This window comes from Mesorhizobium argentiipisi (SeqCode), assembly GCF_037179585.1.
Lineage (GTDB): Bacteria > Pseudomonadota > Alphaproteobacteria > Rhizobiales > Rhizobiaceae > Mesorhizobium > Mesorhizobium argentiipisi.
Window position 1 is genome coordinate 1 of the sequence record NZ_JAPYKO010000043.1, and the last position, 25895, is coordinate 25895.

Consider the following 25895-nt stretch of genomic DNA (forward strand, 5'->3'; position numbering starts at 1 on the left):
TTCGCTATACTCTCCCATGGCTCGCCCTCCGTGCGTGAGGATCGGCTCGGCCCATCCGAGCAACCCTCGTCTTTTAATCGCACGAAAGGGCGGGCCACCAATCTCCGCCTCGGAACATGACGTCTAGTCGCATAATGCTGGACGATCGCTCCCCCTCAGTTGGTGAGTTGCAGCCTGGAGAATTTGTTGGCGATCGTCTGGAACACGTTGGGGAGCTTGGCCGGATCCTCGACGGCATAATAGTCGCTCGGGTCGGAAGCGCAGGCGCTGTAGAGCGAGCGGTTGGCCACAGTGTCTGCCTGCAGCACCATGGTGTAGATCTGGACGTCCTGGTTCTTCAGCCGGATGCAGACGTCCTTCGTCCAGCCGTCGACATTGTGCGCCGCCGTTTTCCGAAGCTGCGACACATTGGAGTCTCGCCCGGCACCTTGCCGGCCTTGTCTTCCTGGCAAATTGCTATATAGACGCGCTCAATCTGCCGGTCCTTGCTGGGGGCTGAACGGAGGGCCGTGGTCATCAAAGACCTCGACACGAAGCCACAAGCGCTTCCAGCCTCCCGTGTCTCCGCTCTCGACCGTCTCGTGATGCTCCTTTCTTCCCCGCGCCTTGGCGACCGGGTCAGACAAGTTGCAGAGGCTTAGCCGCGAGGGCCGGTGTGAGAGAAACGAAGAAAGGCAGAAAAACATAATGGCTCTTTACGAACATGTGTTTCTTGCCCGGCAGGACCTGTCGCAGCAGCAGGTTGACGCGCTTGTCGAACAGTACAAGGGCGTCATCACGGCGAATGGCGGCTCGGTCGGCCGGATCGAGAACTGGGGACTGAAGTCCCTCACCTACCGGGTCAAGAAGAACCGGAAGGCTTACTACACGCTGATGGACATCACCTGCCCGCCGGCCGCGCTCAACGAAATGGAGCGCCAGATGGGCCTGTCGGAAGACGTCCTTCGCTTTCTGACCATCAAGGTCGAGGCGCATGAGGAAGGCGCTTCGGCGATGATGCAGAAGCGCGAAGAGCGCTCCGAGCGCGGCGGCTTCGGCGACCGCGATCGTGGCGATCGCGGCCCACGTTCCTTCGGCGATCGCGACCGCGGTGACCGCGGCCCGCGTTCGTTCGGCGACCGTGACGGCGGCGACCGTGGTCCGCGCCGTCCGCGCGAAGGCGTTGAAGGAGGTGCAGAATAATGGTCGACATCAACCAGATCCCGACCCGGCGTCCGTTCCATCGCCGTCGCAAGACCTGCCCGTTCTCCGGCGCCAATGCTCCGAAGATCGACTACAAGGACGTGCGTCTCCTGCAGCGCTACATCTCCGAGCGCGGCAAGATCGTGCCGTCGCGTATCACCGCCGTCAGCCAGAAGAAGCAGCGCGAGCTCGCCAAGGCGATCAAGCGCGCCCGCTTCCTCGGCCTGCTGCCCTACGTGGTTCGCTAATTTCTCGAGCGGGCGGCTCCCCGCCCGCTCTTTTCACCGGCGCGACGGGCGCGTCGGGTTGAGCATCAAATCCCGAGTTGGGGCCAGTCGGCCTCTAACTGCCCAGACAGGCAGGACAGCGACAAGAGCGGCGATGCCGCACCAAGCTTCCTGACCTGTTCCAATTCATTCAATGTCGATCAAATGATCGGCAGCACTGACGAAGGAACGAAACCATGGAAGTCATTCTCCTCGAGCGCATTTCCCGCCTCGGCCAGATGGGCGAGACCGTCAAGGTCAAGGACGGGTTCGCCCGCAATTTCCTGCTCCCCCAGGGCAAGGCGCTGCGCGCCAACGAAGCCAACAAGAAGAAGTTCGAAGGCCAGCGCGCCCAGCTCGAAGCCCGCAACCTGGAGCGCAAGTCTGAAGCCGCCAAGATCGCCGAGACGCTCGACGGCAAGAGCTTCATCGTGGTGCGTTCGGCCGGCGAAACCGGCCAGCTCTATGGCTCGGTGTCGACCCGCGACATCGCCGATCTGCTCACCGCCGAGGGCTTCACCGTCAACCGCAACCAGATCGAGCTCAACCAGCCGATCAAGACCATCGGCCTCTCCAATGTGGCGATCGCGCTGCATCCGGAAGTCGAAGTCACCGTGACGCTCAACGTCGCCCGTTCGGCCGACGAGGCGGAGCGCCAGGCCAAGGGCGAGACGCTGACCACCGCCGAAGCCATTTATGGCGAGGATATCAACGACAACGCCCGGCCGGAGAATTTCTTCGACCCGAACGCCGAGTTCGAAGGCGGCGAAGAGAACGCCTGATCTCTGGGCCTGATCTCTTGGCCTGATCTCTGGGCCTGACCGGCACGGTTTCCGAGGCATCGCTTCGGCTCGCACACGTCCAGGATTTCTGGACCAACGCCCGGGTCTCCGACCCGGGCTTTTTTGTGCCAAAAGGAACTTTTCGTCACCCTATATCTTGTGCACATTACAGCGTGGCGCGTCGATTGGACGCGGGCGATGCGCCGCGCGGTTCGATTTGGCATCCAGGTCCGGTTACCGGGTGGTCCGACTGAGGGGACATTTGGTCATGAATATCCTGTTGAAACACGTTCTCGAGCGCCTGGTGCGCGCCGGCGATCTCAAGGTGACCGGGCCGAAGGGCACGACGCATAAGTTCGGCGACGGTAGCGGCGAGCCGGTGCATATACATATCAAGACCACGCATGCCGAGCGCGCCATCACCTTCGACCCGATGCTGGCGGTGCCCGAAGCCTATATGGACGGCGAGCTGGACGTGCTCGAGGGCGGCGTTCTCGGGCTGATGCGCATCGCGTTCCAGAACATGGGCTCGAGCGGCATCGACGTCACCTGGTCGAAAGCGATCGAGGGCCTGCGCCACGCCTTCCGCCGGCTGCAGCAGATCAACACCGCCACGCGCTCGCGCCGCAATGTCGAGCGCCACTACGACCTGTCCGGCGAGCTCTACAAGCTCTTCCTGGACGAGGACATGCAGTATTCCTGCGCCTATTTCGAACAGCCGGACATGACGCTGGACGAAGCGCAGTTGGCCAAGAAGCGCCACATCGCCGCCAAGCTCAGGCTCAAGGCCGGCCAGACGGTCCTCGACATCGGCTCCGGCTGGGGTGGACTCGGCCTCTATCTCGCCAAAGCCTTCGACGTCGACGTGCAGGGCGTGACGCTGTCGACCGAGCAGCAGGGCGTCTCCACCGACCGCGCGCATGCGCAAGGCTTGCAGGACCGCGTGCATTTCGATCTCAAGGACTATCGCCACATCAACGAGCGCTTCGACCGCATTGTCTCGGTCGGCATGTTCGAGCATGTCGGGGTCAACCACTACCGCACCTTCTTCGACAAGGCTGCGACGCTTCTGAAGCCCGACGGCGTGATGCTGCTCCACACCATCGGCCGCTCCGGCGTGCCGTGGGCGACCAGCGCCTTCATCCGCAAATACATCTTCCCGGGCGGCTACGTCCCGGCGATGTCGGAAGTGCTGCCGGCGATCGAGAAGTCCGGCCTGGTCGTCACCGACATCGAGATCCTGCGTCTGCACTACGCCGACACGCTCAAGCATTGGGGCGCCCGCTTCGCCGCCAATCGCGACAAGGCGAAGGCGATCTATGACGAACGCTTCTGCCGCATGTGGGAATTCTATCTCGCCGCCTCTGAGGCCGCCTTCCGCTGGCAGGACCTGGTGATCTTCCAGTTCCAGATCGCCAAGAAGAACGACACGCTGCCGATGACGCGCGACTACATGGCCAAATGCGAGAAGGCGCTGGAGCTGCGCGATATCGGGCACAAGGAGCCGGCGGCGCCTGCGCCCGCCAAGCCGACTCGCCGCCGCAAGGCGGTGGAATAGACGCGCAATGCCGCTTGCCATTGCGGCGTGACGCCACGAAAAGGGTCTCGTTCGCGAGACCTTTTTTCATGACCTACCTCATCTACAGCGCAGCCGCCCTTGCCGAGATCGCCGGCTGCTTTTCCTTCTGGGCGTGGTGGCGGCTGGAAAAGTCGCCGCTCTGGCTTTTTCCCGGCCTCGCCTCGCTGGCGGTGTTCGCTTTGCTGCTGTCGCTGGTCGAGACGGACGCGGCGGGCCGCGCTTACGCCGCCTATGGCGGCATCTACATCGTGGCCTCACTCGGCTGGTTGTGGCTAGTAGAGGGCGCGCGCCCCGACCGCAGGGACTTGGCGGGCGCGGCGCTCTGCATCGTCGGTGCCTCCGTCATCCTGCTTGCACCAAGGGGAGCCTGAGGTGGAATTGCCCGCCCCGCTCCGGCACGGCGTCGATAGCCTCCTGGAGAAGATACCGCTGCCGGCGCTGAAACAAGCGGCGCGGACGCTCTCGGAGCGCTACCGCGCCGAGCTGCGCGACGGCCGCCTGCATATGGGCGAGGAGATGGCCGTCAAGGCCTATCTGGCGACGCGGCTGCCCGCCACCTATGCCGCTGTCCGCGCCAGCCTCGATGCGCTGGCCTATGCGCGACCGGATTTCCACCCGAAGACCCTGCTCGACATCGGCGCCGGGCCTGGCACCATGCTGTGGGCCACGTCAGACACCTGGCCGGAGTTGGAACAGGCGGTTCTGGTCGAAGCAAGCGCCGCGGTACGCAAGGTGGGGCAGTCGCTTGCGGCCGGCACGATCGCCGCCCGCGCCGAATGGGTCGCCGGCGACGCCACCATCGATCTCGACGACATCAAGCCCGCCGACCTCGTCAGCATCGCCTATGTGCTCGATGAGGTCGCGCCGGCTTCGCTGCCGAAGCTCGTCGGTCGCCTCTGGCAGCTCACCGCCGACACGCTGCTTATCGTCGAACCCGGCACGCCCGCCGGCTGGCAGCGCATCCTTGCCGCCCGGCAACAATTGATCGAAGCCGGCGCGCATATGCTGGCGCCTTGCCCGCACGCGGCGCCCTGCCCGCTCAAGCCGCAAGACTGGTGCCATTTCTCGCGCCGCGTCGCCCGCTCACGCGTGCACCGCCTGGTCAAGGAAGCCGACGTGCCGTGGGAGGACGAGAAGTTTAACTACCTCACCGCTTCCCGGCGACCGGCGCCGGCGCGTCCGGCACGGGTGCTCGCGCCGCCGAAAGGCGGCTCCGGCAAGGTGGTGCTGAAACTCTGCCGGCCGGACGGCAGCGCCGGTGAGCAACTGTTCAGCAAGCGCGATGGGGACGTTTTCAGGGCCGCGCGGCGGGCGGACTGGGGCGATACGCTGGGATAGGAATTTTCTTGTTTTGTTCTCGTTCGAAGCGCTATCTTCAGCCTCTTCGATTCGAGTCAATGACGATTCTTTCCACGAGATAATTTTGCTGTGAATCGCGAGTATCAAAGTCAGTCGGAATCTTACTGTTGCAGAAAGGTCAGCACCTATTCTTCCCGTTCTGATATCGAGGAGGCGGGATCGAAATCGGGGAAATCATGGCAGAGGCGGCACTGAAATTCGGCGCGGCGGAAACGCCGCTTTATCGCGAAGCACCGAACAACATCGAGGCCGAGCAGGCGCTGCTTGGCGCCATCCTCGTCAACAACGACGCCTTCTACCGCGTTTCCGATTTCCTCAAGCCGGGACATTTCTACGAGCCGCTGCACCGCCGGATCTTCGAGGTCGCCGCCGAGCTCATCCGCATGGGCAAGATCGCGACGCCGATCACGCTCAAGACCTTCCTTCCGGCCGACGAGAAGGTCGGCGACATGACGGTGGCGCAGTACGTCGTGCGCCTCGCGGTCGAGGCGGTCACCGTCGTCAACGCCACCGATTATGGCCGAGCCATCTACGATCTCGCGACGCGCCGCGCGCTGATCACCGTCGGCGAGGACATGGTCAACATCGCCTATGACGCGCCGGTCGACATGTCGCCCTCCGACCAGATCGAGGATGCCGAGCGGCGGCTGTTCGAGCTTGCCGAAACCGGCCGCTACGATGGCGGCTTCGAAAGCTTCAACGATGCGGTCAAGACCGCGGTCGACATGGCCAACGCCGCCTATATGCGTGACGGCCACCTGTCGGGCATCGCCACCGGGCTGCGCGACCTCGATCGCCGCATGGGCGGCCTGCAGCCCTCCGACCTGATCGTGCTCGCCGGGCGCCCGGGCATGGGCAAGACCTCCTTGGCCACCAACATCGCCTTCAACATCGCTGAGGCCTATGTTCCGGCGCAGCAGGCCGATGGCAGCTTCAAGGCCGCCAATGGCGGCGTCGTCGGCTTCTTCTCGCTGGAAATGTCGTCGGAGCAGCTCGCCACCCGCATCATCTCCGAGCAGACGGAGATCTCGTCCTCGAAGATCCGCCGCGGCGAGATCACCGAGATGGATTTCGAAAAACTCGTCGCCTGCTCGCAGACGATGCAGAAGATCCCGCTGTTCATCGACCAGACCGGCGGCATCTCGATCGCGCAGCTTTCGGCCCGCGCGCGCCGGCTGAAGCGCCAGCGCGGCCTCGACCTCATCGTCATCGACTATATCCAGCTGATGCAGGGATCCTCCGCCCGCGCCTCGCAGAACCGCGTGCAGGAAATCACCGAGATCACCACGGGCTTGAAGGCTTTGGCCAAGGAGCTCGGCGTGCCGATCATCGCGCTGTCGCAGCTGTCGCGTCAGGTCGAAAGCCGCGACGACAAGCGCCCGCAGCTCTCGGACCTGCGCGAATCCGGCTCCATCGAGCAGGACGCCGACGTGGTGCTGTTCGTCTATCGCGAGGAGTATTACCTCAAGAACCGCGAGCCGAAGCTCGGCACCGAGGAATACGTCAAGTGGGAAAACGAGATGAATGAGGCGCGCGGCAAGGCCGAGGTGATCGTCGCCAAGCAGCGCCACGGACCGACCGGCTCCGTCAGCCTCGCCTTCCACGGCGAGTTCACACGGTTCTCGGATTTGGCCGAAGAGCATCATTTGCCAGAGAGGTTTGAGTAGCTCTTGGCAAAGGCCTCATTCCTTCACCCCCCTGGGGGCGCTGTCCCGCCGGCCTATCCAATGTCGGGCCGTGCCTAATGGCCAAATCACGCGTTCAGTTCATCTGCCAGAATTGCGGCTCGGTGCATCAGCGCTGGGCCGGCAAATGCGATGCCTGCGGCGAGTGGAACACGCTGGTCGAGGAAGGCACAGCCGGCGGCATCGGCTCGGGGCCGGCGAACACCCGCAACGCCCGCAAGGGGCGCGCTGTGGTGCTGACCAGCCTCGCCGGCGACATTGAGGACGCGCCGCGCATCGTGTCGGGCATCGGCGAGCTCGACCGCGCCACCGGCGGCGGGTTCGTGCGCGGCTCCGCACTTCTCGTCGGCGGCGATCCCGGCATCGGCAAGTCGACGCTTTTGACGCAAGCCGCCGCCGCGCTCGCCTCGAAAGGCCACCGCATCGTCTATGTCTCAGGCGAGGAAGCCGTGGCGCAGATCAGGCTGAGAGCGCAGCGCCTCGGCGTCGCCTCGACGCCGGTCGAGCTCGCCGCCGAGACCAATGTCGAGGACATTCTTGCCACTCTCGCCGACGGCAGGCGGCCGGACCTCGTCATCCTCGATTCCATCCAGACACTGTGGACGGACCTTGCCGATTCGGCGCCTGGAACCGTCACCCAGGTGCGCGCCGCCGCCCAGGCGATGATCCGCTACGCGAAATCCACAGGCGCTGCGATCGTGCTCGTCGGCCATGTCACCAAGGAAGGGCAGATCGCCGGCCCTCGCGTCGTCGAGCATATGGTCGACGGCGTGCTCTATTTCGAAGGCGAAGGCAACCACCACTTCCGCATCCTGCGCACGGTGAAGAACCGTTTCGGGCCGACCGACGAGATCGGCGTGTTCGAAATGTCGGACAAGGGCCTGCGTGAGGTCTCCAATCCGTCCGAGCTTTTCCTCGGCGAACGCCATGCAAAATCGCCGGGCGCCGCGGTTTTCGCTGGCATGGAAGGCACAAGGCCGGTGCTGGTCGAGATCCAGGCGCTGGTCGCGCCCTCCTCGCTCGGCACGCCGCGCCGGGCCGTCGTCGGCTGGGACGGGGCGCGGCTGTCGATGGTGCTCGCCGTGCTGGAGGCGCATTGCGGCGTGCGCTTCGGCCAGCACGACGTCTATCTCAACGTCGCCGGCGGCTACCGGATCTCGGAACCGGCGGCCGATCTCGCGGTCGCCGCCGCACTGGTTTCGTCGCTCACCGGTCTTGCCCTTCCCGCCGATTGCGTCTATTTCGGCGAAATCAGCCTATCGGGCGCCGTGAGGCCGGTTGCGCATGCGCAGCAGCGTCTTAAAGAAGCCGAAAAGCTGGGTTTTGGAAGCGCGGTGCTGCCGCTCGGCAGCGAGGAAGTTGCCGGGGGGATCGGGGCCGGCGCGTTCCAGCCCACCGAGCTGGCCGACCTTGTGGCGCGCATAGCCGGCTCACAGCGCGGCCGTGCCGACGACGGGGAGTGATGCGGCTCATCGCGCCGCAAGACAGGAAGTGGGGCGAGAACCATGCCGATTACGCTGCTTGACGGAATCCTCGTCGCCTTCACCCTGGTCTCAGCAATGCTCGCCATGGTGCGCGGCTTCTCCCGCGAAGTGCTGTCTGTGATTTCCTGGGTAGCGGCCGCGGCGGCGGCGTTCTTCTTCTACAAGCCGGTCCTGCCCTATGTTCAGCCTTATGTCGACAACGACAAGATCGCGATGGCGGCCTCTGCCGGCATCGTCTTCCTCATCGCGCTGATCGTTGTCTCCGTCATCACCATGAAGCTCGCCGACTGGATCATCGATTCACGCATCGGCGCGCTCGACCGGACGCTCGGCTTCCTCTATGGCGCGGCGCGCGGCATCCTGGTGGTCGCGGTGGCGCTGCTGTTCTTCAACTGGCTGGCCGGCGCCAAGGCGCCTGCCTGGGTCGCCAACGCCAAGTCGCGCCCGTTGCTCGAGACGATCGGCGCCAAGCTCGAAAGCGTGCTGCCCGAGAACACCGAGGAACTCGTCAACAAATACACGCATAAGGGCACGCCGCAGGCCGGCGCACCGGCGACGACCGACCAGCCAGCGGCTGAGCCTCCGGCCGCCGGTGACGACAACGCGCCGGCACCCGACGACAGCGAGGGCGAGGCACCGGCCGACAACGAGCCGGCTCCAGCGCCTGCCCCGGCTCCCGCTCCAGCGCCGGCAAACTGAAATCCAGGCCAGCCATGGCGCTGGCCTGGGGCATTTTGTGAATGCCTGACGACGCGCGTTGCGTTCGGCGAGCGATCGCCTTATATGGCGGCTTTAGCGGAGCTTGAGCACCAAATGGCAGACTCAACGGCAGATAGAGGCAAAGTCCTTTCCGCCGAGGCCGACGATCATTTCCACGACGAATGCGGCGTATTCGGCATCTTCGGCCGGCAGGATGCGGCGGCCATCGTCACTCTCGGCCTTCATGCCCTGCAGCATCGCGGCCAGGAAGCGGCCGGCATCGTCTCCTATGACGGCACCCAGTTTCATGTCGAACGCCATGTCGGCCTGATCGGCGATACCTTCACCAAGCAGCGCGTCATCGACAGCCTACAAGGCAATCGCGCCATCGGACATACGCGCTATGCCACCACCGGCGGCGCCGGCATTCGCAACATCCAGCCCTTCTTCGCCGAGCTTGCGGAGGGCGGCCTGGCGGTCGCCCATAACGGCAACCTCACCAACGCCCTCACCGTGCAGCGCGTGCTGCAGAAGCAGGGCTCGATCTTTTCCTCGACCTCCGACACCGAGACGCTGCTGCACCTGGTCGCGACCAGCAAGGAGCGCGATTTGAACTCGCGTTTCATCGACGCGGTACGCCAGGTCGAGGGCGCCTTCTCGCTGGTGGCCTTGACGGCCAAGAAGATGATCGGCTGCCGCGATCCGCTCGGTATCCGCCCGCTGGTGCTGGGCGATCTCGACGGCGCCTGGATTCTCGCTTCCGAAACCTGCGCGCTCGACATCATCGGCGCCCGCTTCGTGCGCGACATCAAGCCCGGCGAGATGGTGGTGATCACCTCGAAGGGAATCGAGAGCATCTTCCCGTTCGAGCCGCAGAAGACGCGCTTCTGCATCTTCGAATATGTCTATTTCGCGCGGCCGGATTCCTCAGTCGAGGGCCGCAATGTCTACGAGGTGCGCAAGCGCATCGGAGCCGAGCTTGCGCAGGAAAGCCCGGTGGACGCCGACATCGTAGTGCCGGTTCCGGATTCCGGCACGCCGGCCGCGATCGGTTTTTCACAGGCTGCCGGCATTCCCTTCGAGCTCGGCATCATCCGCAACCACTATGTCGGGCGCACCTTCATCCAGCCCGGCGATTCGATCCGCCATATGGGCGTTAAGCTGAAGCACAACGCCAACCGCCGCATGATCGAGGGCAAGCGCGTGGTGCTGGTCGACGATTCGATCGTGCGCGGCACCACCAGCCAGAAAATCGTGCAGATGGTGCGCGACGCCGGCGCCAAGGAAGTGCATATGCGCATCGCCTCGCCGCCGACCAGCGCATCCTGCTTCTACGGCGTCGACACGCCGGAGAAGTCGAAGCTCTTGGCATCGCGCATGTCGGTCGAGGAGATGGCGGAATTCATCCGCGTCGATTCGCTCGGTTTTCTCTCCATCGACGGGCTCTACCGTGCCGTCGGTGAAGCGCGCCGCGACAACGACCAGCCGCAATTCTGCGACGCCTGCTTCACCGGCCAGTACCCCACCCGCCTGCTCGACTTCGAAGGCCACGACAATGTGCGCACGCTGTCGCTGCTGGCGAGTGGCGGGTCGTAATCGCACTTTACGGAAATTCCTGAATGACCCTCGACCTTTCCGGCCGCGTGGCGGTCGTAACCGGCGCCTCGCGCGGCATCGGCTATTTCATCGCCAGGGAGCTGGCGGCGGCCGGCGCGCATGTGATCGCGGTGGCGCGTACCGTGGGTGGGCTGGAAGAGCTCGACGACCAGATCAAGGCCGACGGCCGCGGACAGGCGACGCTGGTGCCGCTCGACCTTGCCGACATGGCCGGCATCGACCGGCTGGGCGGCGCCATCCATGAGCGCTGGGGCAAGCTCGACATACTGGTTGCCAATGCCGGCGTGCTCGGCGTCATCTCGCCGATCGGCCATGTCGAGGCCAAGACCTTCGAGAAGGTGATGACCATCAACGTGACGGCGACCTGGCGGCTGATCCGCTCGGTCGACCCGCTGCTGAGGCTCTCCGACGCCGGCCGCGCCATCATTCTCACCTCCAACGCGGCGCATTCGGCGCGCGCCTTCTGGGCGCCCTATGCGGCTTCCAAGGCCGCGGTCGAAACGATGATGCGGTCCTGGGCGCATGAGACCGAGAGCCTGCCGCTGAGGGTGAACGCCGCCGATCCGGGCACGACCCGCACGGCCATGCGCGCCCAGGCCATGCCCGGCGAGGATCCGGAGACGCTGCCGCATCCGTCCGAGATCGCCAGGCGCATCGTGCCCCTGGCAAGCCCGGAGCTGAAGGAGACGGGCCTGATCTTCCAGGCCAAGCACAACCGCTTCGTGGCCTACCGGCAGCCGGAATAAGCCTGGGTGCCTGACGTATGGCGACCCTTCTATTCACGGGTCTGTGAACGGAGCGGCGAAAGCGTGTGCCGCCTCGCTGCTTTCGCTGTCCCATTGGAGTTGCTAGGATCGGCCCGGCTTCGACATTTCAGCAAAGCGAGGAATTCCCATGGCTGCCACTCCCAGCGTAGCGTTGGTCTGGTATCTGGTGATCGCCGGCCCGCAAGGCGGCATGGTGGTGCTGCCCAGCACCTTCGACACCCGCGAACAATGCACCAATGCCGTCACCGAATATCAGAAGCAGCCGACGCCGCAGGGCTGGGCCGTGCAATGCGTGCCGAGCGCCTCGCCCTTCACCGATGAAGGGGACGCGGAAACGCCCTCGGCGCAGTAGCCGAGGCGTCGCGTCAGCGCCCCGCGCTCACGCTCAACGCCGGCTTGTTGTTGATCGTCTGGAACACCACGCAATAGCGCTCGGTGAGCTTGATAAGCGAATCGATGCGCTCCTGCGGCTCGTCGGTGTCGAGATCGAATTTCAGCCTTATCTCGCGGAAGCCTACCGGCGTGTCGCGGGCGACGCCGAGCGTGCCGCGAAAATCGAGGTCGCCCTCGGCCTCGACCGTGGCCCTGCCGAGCTTGAACTCCAAGGCGGTCGCCACCGCTTTCAGCGTCACGCCGGCGCAAGCGACCAGCGCTTCCAGCAGCATGTCTCCCGAGCACAGCTCGAGGCCCGAGCCGCCGGTGGCCGGATGAAGTCCGGCGACAGCAAGCGCCCTGCCCGTCTCCACCTTGCAGGCGATCGACTGGTCGTCAAGCGTCCCGCGCGCCTTGAGCGTGATCAGCGCCTTGGCGGCGTCCTCGCGATAGGCATCCTTCAGCGGGGCCTGCATGGCTTTGAGCGCGGTGGAGTCCATTGAGTTGTCCCCTTCGATACGTCTTTGATGGTTGATAGCACATAATTCCAGCCTGGGTTCCTCGCCCCCATGAAATGGGGGAGAGGTGGCTCGGCGAAGCCGAGACGGAGAGGGGGAGCGCCCTACGAAGGCCCCCTCTCCGTCCGCTTCGCGGCCACCTCTCCCCCACCTTTGGTGGGGGAGAGGAAGGTACTCAAACGCCCCGTTTGACTTCGCCCGCTCCGGCCATACCTTTGCGGTTGTCATTCGCGCGGAGCCCTCATGCGATCCAAGCTCGTCCCCCTCATCCTCCTGGCGCTCGCCGCCTTCGCTCAGCCCACCTTCGCCGAAGCACCCGAGCGTCCAGCCCCGACCGGCGGCGTGCTGTCGCTGCTGCCGCCTCCGCAGGTGACCGAGCATTCGATCACACTCGGCGGGCGCAAGCTGGACTATCAGGCCAAGGCCGGCACGCTGTCGCTCCTATCCGGCAAGGGCGAGGTCACGGCCGAGATCTTCTATGTCGCCTACTCGCAGCAATCGCCCGCCCCGGCGAAGGATCGGCCGATCACCTTCGTCTTCAACGGCGGACCGGGTGCCGCTTCGGCTTACCTGCATCTCGGCGCGATCGGGCCGCGAATCGTCGAGACCGCCGCAGACGGCGAGTTCCTGCGGCCGCCGCAGAAGCTCATCGACAATCCCGACAGCTGGCTCGACATGAGCGATCTCGTCTTCGTCGATCCGGTCGGCACCGGCTACAGCCGCGAGGCGCCGGGCCACGAGCCGAAGGAATTCTGGAGCGTCGATGCCGACGCCAGCTCGGTCGGCGCCTTCATCCGCCTCTACCTGGCGCAGAACGGCCGCACGGGATCGCCGCTGTTCCTCGCCGGCGAAAGCTATGGCGGCTTCCGTGCCGCACTCCTTGCCCGTACGCTGCAGGAGGATGTCGGCCTCAGTCCCAGCGGCATCGTGCTGATCTCGCCGGCGCTGGAGTTCATGCTGGTGCGGCCCGACCAGTTCGACCAGCTGCACTGGGCGCTGGAACTTCCTTCGCTGGCGGCAACGCGGCTGAAGGGCGACGGCCTCAGTGGTGACGCGTTGCGCGACAGGCTGGCCGAGGTCGAGCATTACGCGCTCGGCGATTACCTGACGGCGCTGAACAGCGGGCTGGAGCAAGGCGGCAAGCTCGCCAGCGGGCGCGTTTCGGAGATCACCGGCCTGCCGCTGGAGCTCGTCCAGCGCAATTTCGCCCGCATCCCCATCGGGCTTTTCGCCAAGGAATTCCAGCGCGCCACCCGCAAAGTGCTCAGCCCCTACGACGCCACCATCGGGACCGCCGACATCGCGCCGCAAAGCGCGCGTGAGGCCGGGCCCGACCCAGTGCTCGACCGCAGCGTTCCGGTGCTGACCTCCGCCTTCGTCGCTTACGCCCGCGATGAGCTGAACTACCGCACCGATGTCAGCTACCGGGTGCTCAATGGCGAGGTCAGCCGCAGTTGGGATTACGGCACATCAGGCCAAGGCTATGCCGGTGTGATGAACGACCTGCAACGGGCGCGTTCGCTTAACCCTGCCCTCGGTGTCGTCATCGTCAACGGCTATACCGACCTCGTCACGCCCTATCTCGCCTCGCGCTATCTGGTGAACCAGCTTCCTTCGCTGTCAGACGCCAAGCCGATCCGCCTCGACGTCGTCGAGGGCGGCCACATGATGTATCTGCGGCCGGACGGGCGGCGCGCGCTGAAGGATGCGGCATCGGAGCTCTACCAGGCCACGCAGTAGTCCCCGACTAGCCCACCCGGCAAAAGACCTGCGCCAACGCAAGCGCCGCGCTGGAGCAGCGCCGTGCACGCTTTCGCCCTCTATAGCTGGAGCAACGACCGGGGTGGAACTGCCTCACGCAAACACGCTGAACCCTTATGGCCGATGTCGTCATCCTGGAAAGCCGCGAAAGGGTGCTGGCCGGCATCCTGTTCACGGCTGCCGCCTATTTCCTGTTTTCGGCGGAGGATGCCTCGATCAAGCTTCTGGTCGTCGGCATGACGGTCTGGCAGATCATGTTCGTCCGCTCGATCACCGTGCTCCTCGCCTGCGGCGCGATCGGCGGCAGGCGGCTGTTCGCCGACACGATCGATTCGCCGATCGTCAAGCCGATGCTGGTGCGCAGCGCCTTCACGCTCGCCGCCTGGCTTTGCTACTACAACGCCGCCCGCTCGCTGCAGCTTGCAGAGCTTACCACCATCTATTACGCCGCGCCGATCATTGTTACCGTGCTGTCCGTGCTGAGCCCTGGGCGAGACCGTGCCGCTGCTGCGCTGGATCGCGGTGTTCATCGGCTTCGTCGGCGTCTTCATCGCCTGCGATCCGACGCGACTCGGCTTCTCCGTGCCGGTGCTTCTGGTGCTGGCCGCCGCGGTTTTGTGGGGCATCGCCGTGGTGCTGCTGCGCAAGACGGCGCTGCAGGAACGCACAACGATCCAGCTCGTGCTCAACAATTTCTATTTCCTGCTCTTCTCGGCCGTGCCGGCGCTGCTCTGGTGGCGCATGCCCGATTGGCGGCAGCTTCTTTTGCTTGTCAGCGTCGGGGCACTCGGCGGGGTGGCGCAATATGCGCTGTTCGAAGGCATGAAGCGCGCGCCGGTGTCGATTATTGCGCCGTTCGAATACACCTCGCTGGTCTGGGCCTTCGCGCTGGGTTACGCCATCTGGGGCGACGTGCCCCGCATGGAAGTGTTCATGGGCGCGGCGCTCATCATCGGCGCGGGCCTGCTCATCGTCGGCAACGAGCATTTCCGCAGACGGGAGCAGGCCTCATGACGGAAGGCTGTCAGGAGTCATGACGGACACGCTCGACATGCCGGAAAAGCTTGCGCCTGCCGCCGCCGACGTGGCGGCCGAGCGCACGCTCGGCATCATCCTGGTGTCGGCCTCGGCGATCGCCTTCGCACTCACCGGCGTGCTGACCAAGTCGATCCATGCCGATCCGCTGACGATCACCTGCTGGCGCGGTTTTTTCGGCGCAATCCTGATCAGCTTCTACGTGCTGTGGCGCCGGCGCCGCTCGGGCGGGCGCGAAAGCCTGAAACTCGGCTGGCGCGGCTGGCTGCTGGCAGTCGAGGGCGCCGCCGCCAGCATCGCTTTCATCTCAGCCTTCAAATTCACCTATGTCGCCAATGTCGCGGTGATTTACGCGACCTCGCCCTTCATCGCCGCACTTCTTGCCTTCCTTCTGGTGCGGGAAAAAATCCGGCTGCAGACGATGGTTGCGGCCGCCATATCCCTGTGCGGCGTCGCCATCATGGTGGGCGCCGGCCTCGGCAACGGGCATCTGTTTGGCGACGCCCTGGCGCTGCTGATGACTGCCGGCAGCGCGCTCTACATGATCATGGTGCGCGCTTTTCGCGACTCGCCGGTCGTCTGGGCGGGCGCTGTCTCGGCCTTCCTGCTTTTCGTGCTCGGCTGGTTCGTGACCGACCCGCTGGCCGTGTCCCCCCGCGACGTGGCGCTGCTTGCCACCTTCGGCTGCTCCTTCGCGCTGGCCTCGATCCTGTGGACGGAAGGCTCGCGGCTGATCCCGTCGGCGGAAGCCGGGCTGCTGGGCTCGGCCGAGGTGCCATTCGCCATCCTGTTTGCCCTGCTGTTTCTCGGCGAAGTCCCACCGATGGCCAGCATCATCGGCGGCGCCATCGTGCTTTGCGCGGTCTTTGCCCATGCCGGCCGCGACTGGCTGAAGGCGAAATCGGCGCGTTCGTAAATTATTTTCGCAGTCACGGAACCATCATCCGTCTCAGGCATTGTTAGATCGACGGGTCACCCCCCAAGTCCCCCCAAACCCCTCGACCCGTCCGACTAGAAGCCGACCCGCAAAAAGGTCGGCTTTTTCTTTAGGCGATGGGCCTCAGGACGGAAGGGCCAGCCCGCCAGCAAGCAGCTCCGCCAGGTCCCGCGCCGGACGCGCGGCTTCGCGGCTGATCCGGATGGCGAAATCGGCCATCGGCAGTGGCGGGAGGTCGAAATCGGCGGATGCCTCGACGATGCCGGAATGAGCGAAACGCCGGGTCCGCGGCGTCAATGCGATGCCGGCATTGACCGCGCTGCGCAGGCCGGCAAGGCTGGCGCTACCGGCGGCGATGCGGTAACGGCGGCCGGCCGCGTCGAGTGCATTGAGCGCGGCCTCCCTGAAGCCGCAATAGGAGTCGAGCAGCGCCAGCGGCACCACCTCCTGTCGCGCCGCCAGTCCTTTTTCCGAGCAGAGCCACAGCATCGGCTCGCTGATCATAGCCGCTTCATCCGGCGATGGTGCATGGCGCATGGTGATCGCGAGGTCGAGCTGGGCTGCCTGCAGCGCCGACCCGAGCTCCAGAGAGCGGCCGACGCGCAGTTCGATCCTGACGCGCGGATGGCTGGCAGCAAAGGCCCGGAGCAGGTCCGGCAGCCCTTGATCGGCGAAATCCTGCGTCGTGCCGATGGCGATACGGCCGCCGGCGCGCGCGCCTTTCAGCGCCAGCCACGCCTCGGTGTGGACGGCAAGGATGCGCCGCGCATGGCCGACAAGGTCCTCGCCGGCCGGGGTCAGCCCGCGTCCCCTGCCCTGCGGGATGAGCAGCGGCTCGCCGACGATCTCCTCCAGTCGCTGCATCTGCGCGGTCACTGCCGATGGCGTGCGGCCGACGGTGGATGCGGCCTTGGCGAGGGAGCCGCCGTCGACAAAGGCAAGGAACGTTTTCAGAAGATCGGGATCGAGCGTTTCCATAGTTCGATGATATCGAAGCTTCTGTCAAAAACAATTCGATTTTTTTGATGTTATGCCGATGGCAGGATCCTCCCTCACCAGCGCGAGCGCCTAACCAAAGGAGAGAAAAATGCCGATTATCAATATCAGCGTCACCGGCAAGCCGGACGCCAAGCTGTCCGCAGCAATCGCCAGGGAGGCGACCGAAATCACGGCGACGCTGCTGCGCAAGGATCCGACGATCACCGCGGTCGCGGTCAACTACATCGATCCGCAGCACTGGTTCGCCGGCGGCAAGTCGCTGGCCGAGCACGGTACCAACACGTTCTGGCTGGACATCAAGGTCGTCGACGGCGCCAACACCAAGCTGGAGCTCGAAGCCTATCTCAAGGCTATCTTCGAGGCTTTCGGCCAGCTTCTCGGCGGCGTGCACGAGGAAAGCTATGCCTTCGTGCATGAGGTGCCGGCCGCGGCCTATGGCTATGGCGGCAAGAGCCAGGAGTTCCGGTTCATCAGCGGGAGGCTGAAGGCGGCATAGCGCCGCCTTTCCCTTCTCCCCGTGCAGGCGAGCGTGCGCACACGGGGAGAAGGGAAAGCTCTCCGCCACCGCATTGACCTTGCCCGCACTTCCGCTACCCTCTGCCACGGAAGCGGTCGCTCAAGAGCCGCGCTGGAGGAGACTGGGAGAGAGCGGCATGATCCTGACCCTGGCGCTGCTGGCGGGCCTTGTCTTTGCCTGGCTGCTGATCGCAGTGATCGAGCGGTTCCGGCTCGACCTGCGCTTCACCCAGGCGCTGCTCTATGTGCCGTTCAAGCTCGCCTTCCGCATTGCCGACAATCGCATGCGCATCGCCCGAAGCGCGAAGACGCCGGTCATCTATGTGGTCTGGCACCAGTCGCGCATCGAGCCGGCGCTGATGCTGTCGCTGCTTCCCGACGACACGCTGCATATCCTGGACGAGGCTTCGGCACGCTCGCTCTGGCTGGAGCCATGGCGCGAGCTTGCGCGTACCATCGCCTTCAACGCCGAGCATATCTTCGTCAGCCGGCGGCTGGTGCGCGTACTCAAGGGCAAGGGACGGCTCGCCGTCTACCTGCCGGACAATGTCGAGCCGGACGTCAAGTCCTTCAGGCTATTTCGCGCCATCACGCGCATCGCCATGCAGGCCGACGCGCGCATCGTGCCGATCTTCGTTGCAGGCACGCGCGACCTGCCGGTGTCGCTGACGCCGAAGGAGAAAGCGCCGCGCCACTGGTTCCCGCGGCTTTCGGTGAGCGTGCTGGAGCCGATGACCATCGCCGAGCTGGTGGCGCGCAACCCCGACATGGCCTCCAACACCAACGCGCTGTTCGACCGTTTCGCCGAGGCGCGGCTCTACGGCACCAATCTCGATCGCGGGCTCTTCCTCGCCATGCGCGACGCCGCCGACCGCATCGGCCCTTCGCGCCCGATCATCGAGGACGTGATTTCCGGTTCGCTCAGCTACCGCAAGCTGTTCATCGGGGCGCGCGTGCTCGGCCGCCATTTCGAAGCGGTGACGGCGCCGGGCGAAGCGGTCGGCGTCCTGTTGCCCAACGCCAATGGCGTGGTGCTTACCTTCGTCGGCCTGATCTCCGCGGGCCGCGTGGCGGCGATGATCAACTACACCGCCGGCCCGGCCAGCGTAACCGCGGCGGTCCGCACCGCTGTGATCCGCACCGTGATCTCGTCCCGCGCCTTCATCGAAAAGGCCGCCATCGACGACATCGTCGCCGCGGTCGAGGCGGGTGGCGCCAAGATGCTGTGGCTGGAGGATGTGCGCGCCAATGTGACGACCCTGGACAAGGTCGCCGCCGCGCTTCTGTGGCGTTTGCCGCTGCATCGGCAGCAAGCCTCGAAGCCCGCTGTCATCCTGTTCACCTCCGGCTCGGAAGGCACGCCAAAGGCGGTGGTGCTGTCGAACCGCAACCTGCTTGCCAATGTCATGCAGGCCGAGGCGCGCGTCTCCGTCTCGCCGGCCGACATCCTGCTCAACGTGCTGCCGGTATTCCATTCCTTCGGATTGACCGGCGGCACCATCCTGCCGCTGGTGCTGGGCATAAAGCTGTTCCTCTACCCCTCGCCGCTGCACTACAAGATCATCCCCGAGATCGCCCGCAAGGTGAAGCCGACCGTGATGTTCGGCACCGACACCTTCCTGGCCAACTATGCACGCACCGCCAAGGACGGCGATTTCTCCAGCCTGCGCTTTGTCGTGGCCGGCGCGGAAGCGGTGAAGCCGGAAACGCGGCGCACCTACCGCGACCGTTTCCAGGCCTCGATCGTCGAAGGTTTCGGGCTGACCGAGGCCGCGCCAGTGGTGGCGGTGAACACCGCCATCCATAGCCGCGACGGCACGGTCGGGCGGCCGCTGCCGGCCATCCGCGTTAAGCTGGAGCCGGTCGAGGGCATCGCCGAGGGCGGCCGGCTGTGGCTCGACGGACCGAACATGATGATGGGATACATGACCGCCGACCGTCCAGGCGAATTGCAGCGGCTGGAAGGCTGGCACGACACAGGCGACATCGTCTCGATCGACCGCGAGGGCTTCATCACCATACGCGGGCGGGCAAAACGCTTCGCCAAGATCGCCGGCGAGATGGTGTCGCTGGGCGCCGTCGAGATGCTGGTGCAGTCGCTGTGGCCGGAAGAGCGTCACGCGGCGGTGGCGGTGCCGGACAAGAGGCGTGGCGAGCGCATCGTGCTGGTCACCACCGCCGACGACGCCAATGCCGAGGAACTGCGCCAGTTCGGCAAGAAAGCCGGCGCGGCCGAATTGATGGTGCCCAACGACATCATCAAGGTCGACGAGATCCCGGTGCTGGGTTCGGGCAAGACGGATTACATCTCGGCGCGCAAGCTGGCGATCGACCGGCTGGGGCTGAGCGCGGCCGCCTGATCTCCCCCCTTGAGGGGGAGATGGCCGCGAAGCGGCCAGAGGGGGTCCCAGCGCGTAGAACGCCAACGCCATTGCGCGTCGCGGGTGGTGTTGGCGCTCCACGCGCAGCGACCCCTTCTGTCGCCTTCGGCGACATCTCCCCCTCAAGGGGGGAGATTACCAGCTACCCGATATCCGACGGCGGCACCTTCTCGCCTTCGCGCATCGCCCGCTTCGAATAGGCGCGCACCGAGAACGGCAGGAAAAGCAGATAGCCGGCGACCGAAGCCGTCAGCGTGTACCAGGGATAGGCCATCAACAAGAGGATGTAGAGCACGACGCCGAGGATGACCGGCAGCACCCGGTCGCCGGGTATCTTGACGCTCTTGCCCGAATAGACCGGCAGGCGGCTGACCAGCAGGAACGCCACCAATACGGTGAAGCCCGAGGCGATGAAGGCAGCCGGCCGCGTGGGCTCCAGCCCGAGCCGCAGAAAATAGAGATAGAGCGGCAGCATGACCAGCACAGCGCCCGCCGGGGCCGGCACGCCGACGAAATATTCGGTCTGCCATGCCGGCTGATCGGTATCGTCGGCCAGCACGTTGAAACGGGCAAGCCGCATGCCACAGGCGATGGTGAAGAGAAGTGCCGCGATCCAACCCGGCGAGCCGGCGCGATCCAGCAGGAAGGCATAGAGCACCAGGGCCGGCGCCACGCCGAAATTGACGATGTCGGCCAGCGAATCCATCTGCGCGCCGAATTTCGAAGTCGCCTTCAGCATGCGCGCCAGCCGCCCGTCGATGCCGTCGAGGAAGGCGGCGAGCAGCACCATGACCACCGCGATCTCGAAGCGGTTCTCGAAGGCAAAGCGGATGCCGGAAAGACCGGCGCAGATGGCAAGCACGGTGACCAAGTTGGGCAACACCATGCGCATCGGGATCTCGCGGATGCGCGGACCGCCGCTGGCATGGGCCTCGAATTTTTTGAACGGCGCGCCCAATGCTCAGGAAATCCTGACCAGGGGCGTGACCGCGGCGCCGCCGAATTCGGCAAGCACTGTCTCGCCGCCGACCGCCGTCTGGCCGACCGCGACGCGCGGCACGGCGCCCGACGGCAGGAAGACGTCGACGCGCGAGCCGAAGCGGATCAGGCCGAAACGCTCGCCGATCGCAATCGAGCCGCCTGCCTCGGCCCAGCACACGATGCGGCGCGCCACAAGGCCGGCGATCTGCACGGCGGCGATCGTGCCGTTCGGGCTGTCGATGACCAGCCCGTTGCGCTCGTTCTCGGCGCTTGCCTTGTCGAGCTCGGCATTGAGGAATTTGCCGGGCTTGTGCTCGATGCGCGTGATCCGACCGCGCACCGGAGCGCGGTTGATGTGACAGGAAAACACGTTCATGAACACCGAGATCCGGGTCATCTCGCCCGAGCCCAGGCCAAGCTCGCTCGGTGGCACGGCGGGACCGACCGCCGAGATCACGCCATCGGCCGGGCTCACCACCAGACGGTCGTCGACCGGTGTGACCCGCTCGGGATCGCGATAGAAATAGATGCACCACGCGGTGAGGATCAGCCCGATCCAGAACAGGATCGAGGAGAAATAGCCGAGAAACAGCGTTGCCGCGGCGAAGGCGGCGATGAAGGGGTAGCCTTCGCGATGGATCGGAACGAACGTATTCTTGACCGAGTCGAGAAGCGTCATAGGGCTTGGGGCGGTTCCCAGTTTCAGGTTGCGCCTCAATAGCGGAAAGCCCCCCTCCCCGCAACGCAACAATGGGGGATAGGATGGGCCTGGACGGCAGCGCCGGCGCGCAAGCCTAATTTTGCTCCTGTTGTCGGAACTCGGCTCCATCACGCGTCCTTGCGAGAGGACACCCAAGGAGCCCGCCAATGCCTTCGCAGAAATCGTCTGCAATGAACGCCAATATCATCACAACAGGCCTCGCCTTCGGCGAGTCGCCGCGCTGGCATGACAGCCGGCTCTGGCTGTGCAACTGGGGCACCGGTGAGATCGTCGCGGTGGACGAAAATGGCCGGAGCGAGGTGATGCTTACCGTCCCGGCTGTCCTGCCCTATTCCATCGACTGGCTGCCGGATGGGAGGCTTCTGGTAGTCTCGGGCTGGGAAGGCCTGCTGCTCAGGCAGGAAGCAGGCGGGACGCTCGTCACCCATGCCGATCTGAGACATCTGTCGAAGAACCCGTGGAACGAGATCGTCGTCGATGGGCGGGGCAACATCTATGTCAATGGCGGCGGGCCGGCACCGGCGCCGGGCGAGCATTTCGGGCCGGGCACGATCGTGCTGGTTGCAGCGGACGGCGGCGTGCGGCAGGTCGCCGAGGATATCGCCTTCGCCAACGGCATGGCGGTGACGCCGGACAACAAGACACTGATCGTCGCCGAATCCCACGCCAGGCGGCTAACCGCCTTCGATATTGGCGAAGATGGCAGCCTTTCCAAGCGGCGCGTCTGGGCCGATCTCGGCAACGACTATCCCGACGGGATCTGCATCGATGCCGAAGGCTGCGTCTGGTACGCCGACGTGCCCAACCGGCACTGTGTCAGGGTGCGCGAGGGCGGTGAGAAAATCGACAGGGTCGAGGTCGATCGCGGCTGCTTTGCCTGCATGCTGGGCGGAGCCGACGGCAGGACATTGTTCATCGCCGCCGCCGAATGGCGTGGGTTCGAAAATATGGTGAGCGACGCCCGCACCGGCCAGGTGCTGAGCGCCGCTGTCTCCGCGCCGGGAGCAGGATGGCCCTCCTACACCTCCGGCACACGCTGGTAATTGGCGATATCGGCCTTGACGCCGAGGCGCGCGATGGTTTCCTGCGCGCTGAAGGCGATGCGCTCATGTGCGGCCTTGACGATCGGCACCACCTTGTCGACGGCAGCCTGACTTTCCCATTCGACCACGGTGACGAAGTTGAACTCGCCGGGGCCGGAGAACTGTTCGAGTAGGAAATCCTGCACGAAACCTTCCTGCCGGCGCAGCAGTTCATGCGTCATCCTGGCCTTGCTGAGGATTTCGTCGCGCGCGTGCGCCGGCACGACGAACTTGTCGACGCGGAACACGCTGCCGGTGCGGTGATTATTGATGCTCATTTTCATCCATCTCCGTTGGTGGGGTTGCCTGGCTGGTGGCTCGGAGATGGGTCTGCAAGCTCAAGATAGGTTGAGGTCAAGGGGAATTTTGGCGCAAATAATTTCCCCCCTTGAGGGGGAGATGGCCGCAAAGCGGCCAGACGGGGTCGTCTCACATGGAGAACCGTCGTCTTTCGCCACGGAAGGCGTCGGCGCTCCACGCGCAGCGACCCCTCTGTCGCCTTCGGCGACATCTCCCCCTCAAGGAGGAGATTTGGTGCTACGAAACCTCCACCGTCCTCCTGCGCACGACCACCCCAAGCTCGTCGCTCTCGCGCGCGATGCGCAGGCGCTCTTCGGCTTCGGTCGCTTCGCGCTGGCGGTCCCACATCGAGGCGTAGAGGCCGTGCTTGGCAAGCAGCGCCGCGTGAGTGCCGCGCTCGGCGATCTGCCCGTCCTTCAGCACGATGATCTCGTCGGCCGAGATCACCGTCGACAGCCGGTGGGCAATCACGATGGTGGTGCGGCCTTTGCTGACGAGGTCGAGCGCGGCCTGGATCTCCTGTTCGGTCTGGGTGTCCAGCGCCGAGGTCGCCTCGTCCAGCATCAGGATCGGCGGCGCCTTGAGGATGGTGCGGGCGATCGCCACGCGCTGCTTCTCGCCGCCCGACAATTTCAGCCCGCGCTCGCCGACCATCGACTTGTAGCCCTCGGGCAGCTTCTGGATGAACGGGCCGATCTGGGCGAGCTCGGCCGCCTTGCGCACCTCCTCCTCGCTGGCGCCGACGCGGCCGTAGCGGATGTTGTAGGCGATGGTGTCGTTGAAGAGCACGGTGTCCTGCGGCACCATGCCGAGCACGGCGCGCAGGCTCTCCTGCGTGACGTCGCGGATGTCCTGGCCGTCGATCAGCACCTGGCCGCCCTGCACATCGTAGAAGCGGAACAGAAGCCTGGAAATGGTCGATTTGCCGGCGCCGGACGGGCCGACGATCGCCACCGTCTTGCCGGCCGGCACCTCGAAGGAGACGCCCTTCAGGATCTTGCGGTTCGGATCGTAGGAGAAATGCACATCGCGGAACTCGACCTTGCCGGGGCCGACCTTCAAAGGCTTCGCATCGGGCTTGTCGACGATCTCCTGGGGCACGTCGAGCAGGTCGAACATGTGCTCGATATCGGTCAGCCCTTGCCGGATTTCGCGATAGATGAAGCCGATGAAATTGAGCGGCACCGAAAGCTGGATCAGCATGGCGTTGATGAAGACGAAGTCGCCGACGCTCTGCGTGCCGGCCTGCACTTCCAGCGCCGACATGCACATGACGATGACCGTGCCCAGGCCGAAGATGAGGCCCTGGCCGAAGTTCAGCCAGCCGAGCGAGGTCCAGGTTTTGGTCGCGGCGATCTCATAGCGCGCCATCGAGCGGTCGAAGCGCTCAGCCTCCATGCGTTCGTTGGTGAAATATTTGACCGTCTCGAAATTCAAGAGCGAGTCTATCGCCTTGGTGTTGGCGTCGGTGTCGCTGTCGTTCATGTCGCGGCGGATCGAGATGCGCCAGTCGCTGGCTCTGACCGTGAACCAGACATAGAGCCAGACGGTGACGGCGACCACGGCGACGTATTTCCAGCCATAGGTGAAAGCAAATATGCCGGCGGTCAGCGCGAATTCCAGAATGGTCGGCGCCGTGTTCAGCATGATGAAGCGCACGATCGTCTCGATGCCCTTGGTGCCGCGCTCGATGATGCGCGACAGGCCGCCGGTGCGCCGCTCGAGGTGGAAGCGCAGCGACAGCTGATGCATGTGGACGAAGGTGCGGAAGGCGAGCTGGCGCACCGCATACTGGCCGACCCGAGCAAACAGCGCGTCGCGCAGTTGGTTGAAGCCGAGCTGGACCAGGCGCAGCACATTGTAGGCGATGACCAACATAACCGGCGCCAGCAGGAAGGCCGGCAGCGGCGGCGGTGACTTCGCGGCGTGGGCCAGCGCATCGGTCGCCCATTTGAAGAAATACGGGCCGGCGACCAAGGTGACCTTGGCGACGACCAGAAGCAGCGTCGCCCAGGTGACGCGGGCTCTGAGGTCGGCGCGCTCGGCCGGCCACATATAGGGCCACAGGTTGCGCAATGTGGTGAGGGTGCCGGCTTCGGCGGATACGGTCTTTTCGGCCACTAGTCTTGCCTTTTGGGTGAGAGGCTGGGGCAGCAGGAGTTGACGAGTTCACTGAGCGAGGCGGAGACGCCCGCCAGCGCGGCATGGTCGACTGCATAGCGCGAGCGCTGGCGGTCGGCCTCGAAGCGGACGAGCCCCGCCTCGACCAGCACCTTCAGATGTTGCGAGACGGTCGACTGGGCGAGATCGAGATGATCGACCACCTCACGGCACGAGCAGCAGCGGCTGGCCGAGAGGCGTTTCAGGATCTCGATGCGTGCCGGGTGCGAGAGCGCCGCCAGGCGGAGCGCCATGACGTGACTATCGCTGCAGCGGATTTCGGGGGATTCGGCCATCGTCCATCGGCGATAGACGATGAAGGATGGAAGGGCAAGCTAGGCGGATGGGCAGATTTGAGGTGCTGGCGGGACAGCACCCCTCTGCCCTGCCGGGCATCTCCCCGCAAGGGGGGAAATTAGACGTCACATAAGCTTTCGCCAATTTTCAGCGTCGCAGAACTGGCGAGGCGGGAGAACTGCCAATCTCCCCTCTTGCGGTCGCCACACATAGGTCGCCGACGCCAACTGCGGCGGAAGAGGGCGTCGGCGCCATACGCGCGAGGACCCCCTCTGGCCGCTTCGCGGCCATCTCCCCCTCGAGGGCATATGCGCTAAGATAGCTTTGGCATGGCTTGAAACTTGCGCTTTCGTGGTGGCTCGCGCCAACGATGTCGCAAGGCATGGAGATTCTGGCGCAGGGTTGCCAAGGGCGG

At 65.0% G+C, this 25895-nt stretch carries 25 protein-coding genes and 1 pseudogene; 18 read left to right on the plus strand and 8 right to left on the minus strand.

The window, feature by feature from the left end; all coding sequences use genetic code 11:
• Positions 1-155: 155 nt before the first annotated feature.
• Positions 156-407: a hypothetical protein gene (locus tag O7A05_RS31770; protein WP_337097271.1), complete on the minus strand. Its 252-nt coding sequence runs from the start codon at positions 405-407 to the stop codon at positions 156-158.
• Positions 408-687: 280 nt separating this feature from the next.
• Between O7A05_RS31770 and rpsF the strand changes: the two genes are divergently transcribed.
• The 12 genes from rpsF (at position 688) to O7A05_RS31830 (ending at position 11772) form a co-directional block, all read left to right on the plus strand.
• Complete coding sequence (gene rpsF, locus O7A05_RS31775) at positions 688-1182, plus strand: 30S ribosomal protein S6 (protein ID WP_224512564.1); 495 nt, start codon at positions 688-690, stop codon at positions 1180-1182.
• Entirely contained in the window at positions 1182-1430 is a 249-nt protein-coding gene (gene rpsR, locus O7A05_RS31780) for a 30S ribosomal protein S18 (protein WP_006203718.1), read from the plus strand. The genes rpsF and rpsR overlap by 1 nt, the downstream gene beginning before the upstream one ends.
• Positions 1431-1645: 215 nt before the next feature.
• Positions 1646-2230: a 50S ribosomal protein L9 gene (rplI, locus tag O7A05_RS31785; RefSeq protein WP_140756665.1), complete on the plus strand. Its 585-nt coding sequence runs from the start codon at positions 1646-1648 to the stop codon at positions 2228-2230.
• Positions 2231-2498: 268 nt separating this feature from the next.
• Positions 2499-3788, plus strand: coding sequence for a cyclopropane-fatty-acyl-phospholipid synthase family protein (locus tag O7A05_RS31790; RefSeq protein WP_337097273.1), 1290 nt, complete (start codon positions 2499-2501; stop codon positions 3786-3788).
• 68 nt (positions 3789-3856) lie between these two features.
• Positions 3857-4180 carry a YnfA family protein gene (locus O7A05_RS31795; protein ID WP_337097274.1) on the plus strand — a complete coding sequence of 108 codons (324 nt, stop codon included), beginning with the start codon at positions 3857-3859 and terminating at the stop codon, positions 4178-4180.
• Position 4181: 1 nt separating this feature from the next.
• On the plus strand, positions 4182-5147 hold the full coding sequence (locus O7A05_RS31800; RefSeq protein ID WP_337097275.1) for a small ribosomal subunit Rsm22 family protein: 966 nt from the start codon (positions 4182-4184) through the stop codon (positions 5145-5147).
• A gap of 197 nt (positions 5148-5344) precedes the next feature.
• Positions 5345-6835 carry a replicative DNA helicase gene (locus O7A05_RS31805; RefSeq protein ID WP_224512555.1) on the plus strand — a complete coding sequence of 497 codons (1491 nt, stop codon included), beginning with the start codon at positions 5345-5347 and terminating at the stop codon, positions 6833-6835.
• A gap of 77 nt (positions 6836-6912) precedes the next feature.
• A complete protein-coding gene (gene radA / locus O7A05_RS31810) occupies positions 6913-8316 on the plus strand; it encodes a DNA repair protein RadA (protein ID WP_337097276.1) in 1404 nt (467 codons plus the stop codon).
• 42 nt (positions 8317-8358) lie between these two features.
• Complete coding sequence (locus O7A05_RS31815; protein ID WP_337097277.1) at positions 8359-9036, plus strand: CvpA family protein; 678 nt, start codon at positions 8359-8361, stop codon at positions 9034-9036.
• Positions 9037-9150: 114 nt separating this feature from the next.
• On the plus strand, positions 9151-10632 hold the full coding sequence (purF, locus tag O7A05_RS31820; protein WP_337097278.1) for an amidophosphoribosyltransferase: 1482 nt from the start codon (positions 9151-9153) through the stop codon (positions 10630-10632).
• Between the two features lie 23 nt (positions 10633-10655).
• The gene (locus tag O7A05_RS31825) at positions 10656-11399 is read left to right on the plus strand and encodes an SDR family NAD(P)-dependent oxidoreductase (RefSeq protein ID WP_337097279.1); all 744 of its coding nucleotides are present in this window, start codon (positions 10656-10658) and stop codon (positions 11397-11399) included.
• Between the two features lie 148 nt (positions 11400-11547).
• Complete coding sequence (locus tag O7A05_RS31830; protein ID WP_027165524.1) at positions 11548-11772, plus strand: hypothetical protein; 225 nt, start codon at positions 11548-11550, stop codon at positions 11770-11772.
• 13 nt (positions 11773-11785) lie between these two features.
• On the opposite strand, the gene O7A05_RS31835 is transcribed toward O7A05_RS31830, so the two are convergent.
• Entirely contained in the window at positions 11786-12292 is a 507-nt protein-coding gene (locus O7A05_RS31835) for an OsmC family protein (RefSeq protein WP_337097281.1), read from the minus strand.
• Between the two features lie 261 nt (positions 12293-12553).
• On the opposite strand from O7A05_RS31835, the gene O7A05_RS31840 reads away from it, so the two are divergent.
• The 3 genes and pseudogenes from O7A05_RS31840 (at position 12554) to O7A05_RS31850 (ending at position 16022) form a co-directional block, all read left to right on the plus strand.
• A complete protein-coding gene (locus tag O7A05_RS31840) occupies positions 12554-14050 on the plus strand; it encodes a S10 family peptidase (protein ID WP_337097283.1) in 1497 nt (498 codons plus the stop codon).
• Between the two features lie 137 nt (positions 14051-14187).
• Positions 14188-15085 (plus strand): annotated as a pseudogene (locus O7A05_RS31845) (DMT family transporter).
• A 19-nt stretch (positions 15086-15104) separates the two neighbouring features.
• Positions 15105-16022, plus strand: coding sequence for a DMT family transporter (locus O7A05_RS31850; protein ID WP_337097284.1), 918 nt, complete (start codon positions 15105-15107; stop codon positions 16020-16022).
• Positions 16023-16166: 144 nt separating this feature from the next.
• Here the strand turns inward: O7A05_RS31850 and O7A05_RS31855 are convergent, their stop codons facing one another.
• Entirely contained in the window at positions 16167-17021 is an 855-nt protein-coding gene (locus O7A05_RS31855) for a LysR substrate-binding domain-containing protein (protein ID WP_337097285.1), read from the minus strand.
• Positions 17022-17130: 109 nt separating this feature from the next.
• Here O7A05_RS31855 and O7A05_RS31860 point away from each other — a divergent pair, with 109 nt between their 5' ends.
• Both O7A05_RS31860 and O7A05_RS31865 read left to right on the plus strand, forming a co-directional pair.
• Positions 17131-17538 carry a tautomerase family protein gene (locus O7A05_RS31860; RefSeq protein ID WP_337097287.1) on the plus strand — a complete coding sequence of 136 codons (408 nt, stop codon included), beginning with the start codon at positions 17131-17133 and terminating at the stop codon, positions 17536-17538.
• A gap of 157 nt (positions 17539-17695) precedes the next feature.
• On the plus strand, positions 17696-19918 hold the full coding sequence (locus O7A05_RS31865) for an AMP-binding protein (protein WP_337097289.1): 2223 nt from the start codon (positions 17696-17698) through the stop codon (positions 19916-19918).
• A 163-nt stretch (positions 19919-20081) separates the two neighbouring features.
• Here the strand turns inward: O7A05_RS31865 and O7A05_RS31870 are convergent, their stop codons facing one another.
• Positions 20082-20897, minus strand: coding sequence for a CDP-alcohol phosphatidyltransferase family protein (locus O7A05_RS31870; RefSeq protein WP_415927084.1), 816 nt, complete (start codon positions 20895-20897; stop codon positions 20082-20084).
• A 3-nt stretch (positions 20898-20900) separates the two neighbouring features.
• A complete protein-coding gene (locus O7A05_RS31875; protein ID WP_337097290.1) occupies positions 20901-21749 on the minus strand; it encodes a phosphatidylserine decarboxylase in 849 nt (282 codons plus the stop codon).
• A 38-nt stretch (positions 21750-21787) separates the two neighbouring features.
• Between O7A05_RS31875 and O7A05_RS31880 the strand changes: the two genes are divergently transcribed.
• The gene (locus O7A05_RS31880) at positions 21788-22684 is read left to right on the plus strand and encodes an SMP-30/gluconolactonase/LRE family protein (protein WP_415927085.1); all 897 of its coding nucleotides are present in this window, start codon (positions 21788-21790) and stop codon (positions 22682-22684) included.
• On the opposite strand, the gene O7A05_RS31885 is transcribed toward O7A05_RS31880, so the two are convergent.
• The 3 genes from O7A05_RS31885 to O7A05_RS31895 all read right to left on the minus strand — a co-directional run bounded on the left by O7A05_RS31885 (position 22660) and on the right by O7A05_RS31895 (position 25437).
• Positions 22660-23001 (minus strand): antibiotic biosynthesis monooxygenase, encoded by a 342-nt coding sequence (locus O7A05_RS31885; protein WP_337097291.1) that lies wholly within the window; start codon positions 22999-23001, stop codon positions 22660-22662. The two genes, O7A05_RS31880 and O7A05_RS31885, sit on opposite strands and share 25 nt — an antisense overlap.
• 259 nt (positions 23002-23260) lie before the next feature.
• Complete coding sequence (locus O7A05_RS31890) at positions 23261-25144, minus strand: ABCB family ABC transporter ATP-binding protein/permease (protein WP_337097292.1); 1884 nt, start codon at positions 25142-25144, stop codon at positions 23261-23263.
• Positions 25144-25437, minus strand: coding sequence for an ArsR/SmtB family transcription factor (locus O7A05_RS31895; protein ID WP_337097293.1), 294 nt, complete (start codon positions 25435-25437; stop codon positions 25144-25146). The genes O7A05_RS31890 and O7A05_RS31895 overlap by 1 nt, the downstream gene beginning before the upstream one ends.
• Between the last annotated feature and the right edge of the window lie 458 nt (positions 25438-25895).

Excerpts from the sequence above, each read along its gene's own strand:
- O7A05_RS31855 (WP_337097285.1), bottom strand. The coding sequence starts at position 17,021 with ATGGAAACGCTCGATCCCGATCTTCTGAAAACGTTCCTTGCCTTTGTC.
- rpsR (WP_006203718.1), top strand. The coding sequence starts at position 1,182 with ATGGTCGACATCAACCAGATCCCGACCCGGCGTCCGTTCCATCGCCGT.
- O7A05_RS31850 (WP_337097284.1), top strand. The coding sequence starts at position 15,105 with ATGACGGACACGCTCGACATGCCGGAAAAGCTTGCGCCTGCCGCCGCC.
- purF (WP_337097278.1), top strand. The coding sequence starts at position 9,151 with ATGGCAGACTCAACGGCAGATAGAGGCAAAGTCCTTTCCGCCGAGGCC.
- O7A05_RS31825 (WP_337097279.1), top strand. The coding sequence starts at position 10,656 with ATGACCCTCGACCTTTCCGGCCGCGTGGCGGTCGTAACCGGCGCCTCG.
- O7A05_RS31835 (WP_337097281.1), bottom strand. The coding sequence starts at position 12,292 with ATGGACTCCACCGCGCTCAAAGCCATGCAGGCCCCGCTGAAGGATGCC.
- O7A05_RS31865 (WP_337097289.1), top strand. The coding sequence starts at position 17,696 with ATGATCCTGACCCTGGCGCTGCTGGCGGGCCTTGTCTTTGCCTGGCTG.
- O7A05_RS31795 (WP_337097274.1), top strand. The coding sequence starts at position 3,857 with ATGACCTACCTCATCTACAGCGCAGCCGCCCTTGCCGAGATCGCCGGC.
- O7A05_RS31815 (WP_337097277.1), top strand. The coding sequence starts at position 8,359 with ATGCCGATTACGCTGCTTGACGGAATCCTCGTCGCCTTCACCCTGGTC.
- O7A05_RS31895 (WP_337097293.1), bottom strand. The coding sequence starts at position 25,437 with ATGGCGCTCCGCCTGGCGGCGCTCTCGCACCCGGCACGCATCGAGATC.
- O7A05_RS31875 (WP_337097290.1), bottom strand. The coding sequence starts at position 21,749 with ATGGAGCCGAGTTCCGACAACAGGAGCAAAATTAGGCTTGCGCGCCGG.
- O7A05_RS31885 (WP_337097291.1), bottom strand. The coding sequence starts at position 23,001 with ATGAGCATCAATAATCACCGCACCGGCAGCGTGTTCCGCGTCGACAAG.
- O7A05_RS31790 (WP_337097273.1), top strand. The coding sequence starts at position 2,499 with ATGAATATCCTGTTGAAACACGTTCTCGAGCGCCTGGTGCGCGCCGGC.
- O7A05_RS31840 (WP_337097283.1), top strand. The coding sequence starts at position 12,554 with ATGCGATCCAAGCTCGTCCCCCTCATCCTCCTGGCGCTCGCCGCCTTC.
- O7A05_RS31860 (WP_337097287.1), top strand. The coding sequence starts at position 17,131 with ATGCCGATTATCAATATCAGCGTCACCGGCAAGCCGGACGCCAAGCTG.
- O7A05_RS31805 (WP_224512555.1), top strand. The coding sequence starts at position 5,345 with ATGGCAGAGGCGGCACTGAAATTCGGCGCGGCGGAAACGCCGCTTTAT.
- O7A05_RS31880 (WP_415927085.1), top strand. The coding sequence starts at position 21,788 with ATGCCTTCGCAGAAATCGTCTGCAATGAACGCCAATATCATCACAACA.
- rpsF (WP_224512564.1), top strand. The coding sequence starts at position 688 with ATGGCTCTTTACGAACATGTGTTTCTTGCCCGGCAGGACCTGTCGCAG.
- rplI (WP_140756665.1), top strand. The coding sequence starts at position 1,646 with ATGGAAGTCATTCTCCTCGAGCGCATTTCCCGCCTCGGCCAGATGGGC.
- radA (WP_337097276.1), top strand. The coding sequence starts at position 6,913 with ATGGCCAAATCACGCGTTCAGTTCATCTGCCAGAATTGCGGCTCGGTG.
- O7A05_RS31830 (WP_027165524.1), top strand. The coding sequence starts at position 11,548 with ATGGCTGCCACTCCCAGCGTAGCGTTGGTCTGGTATCTGGTGATCGCC.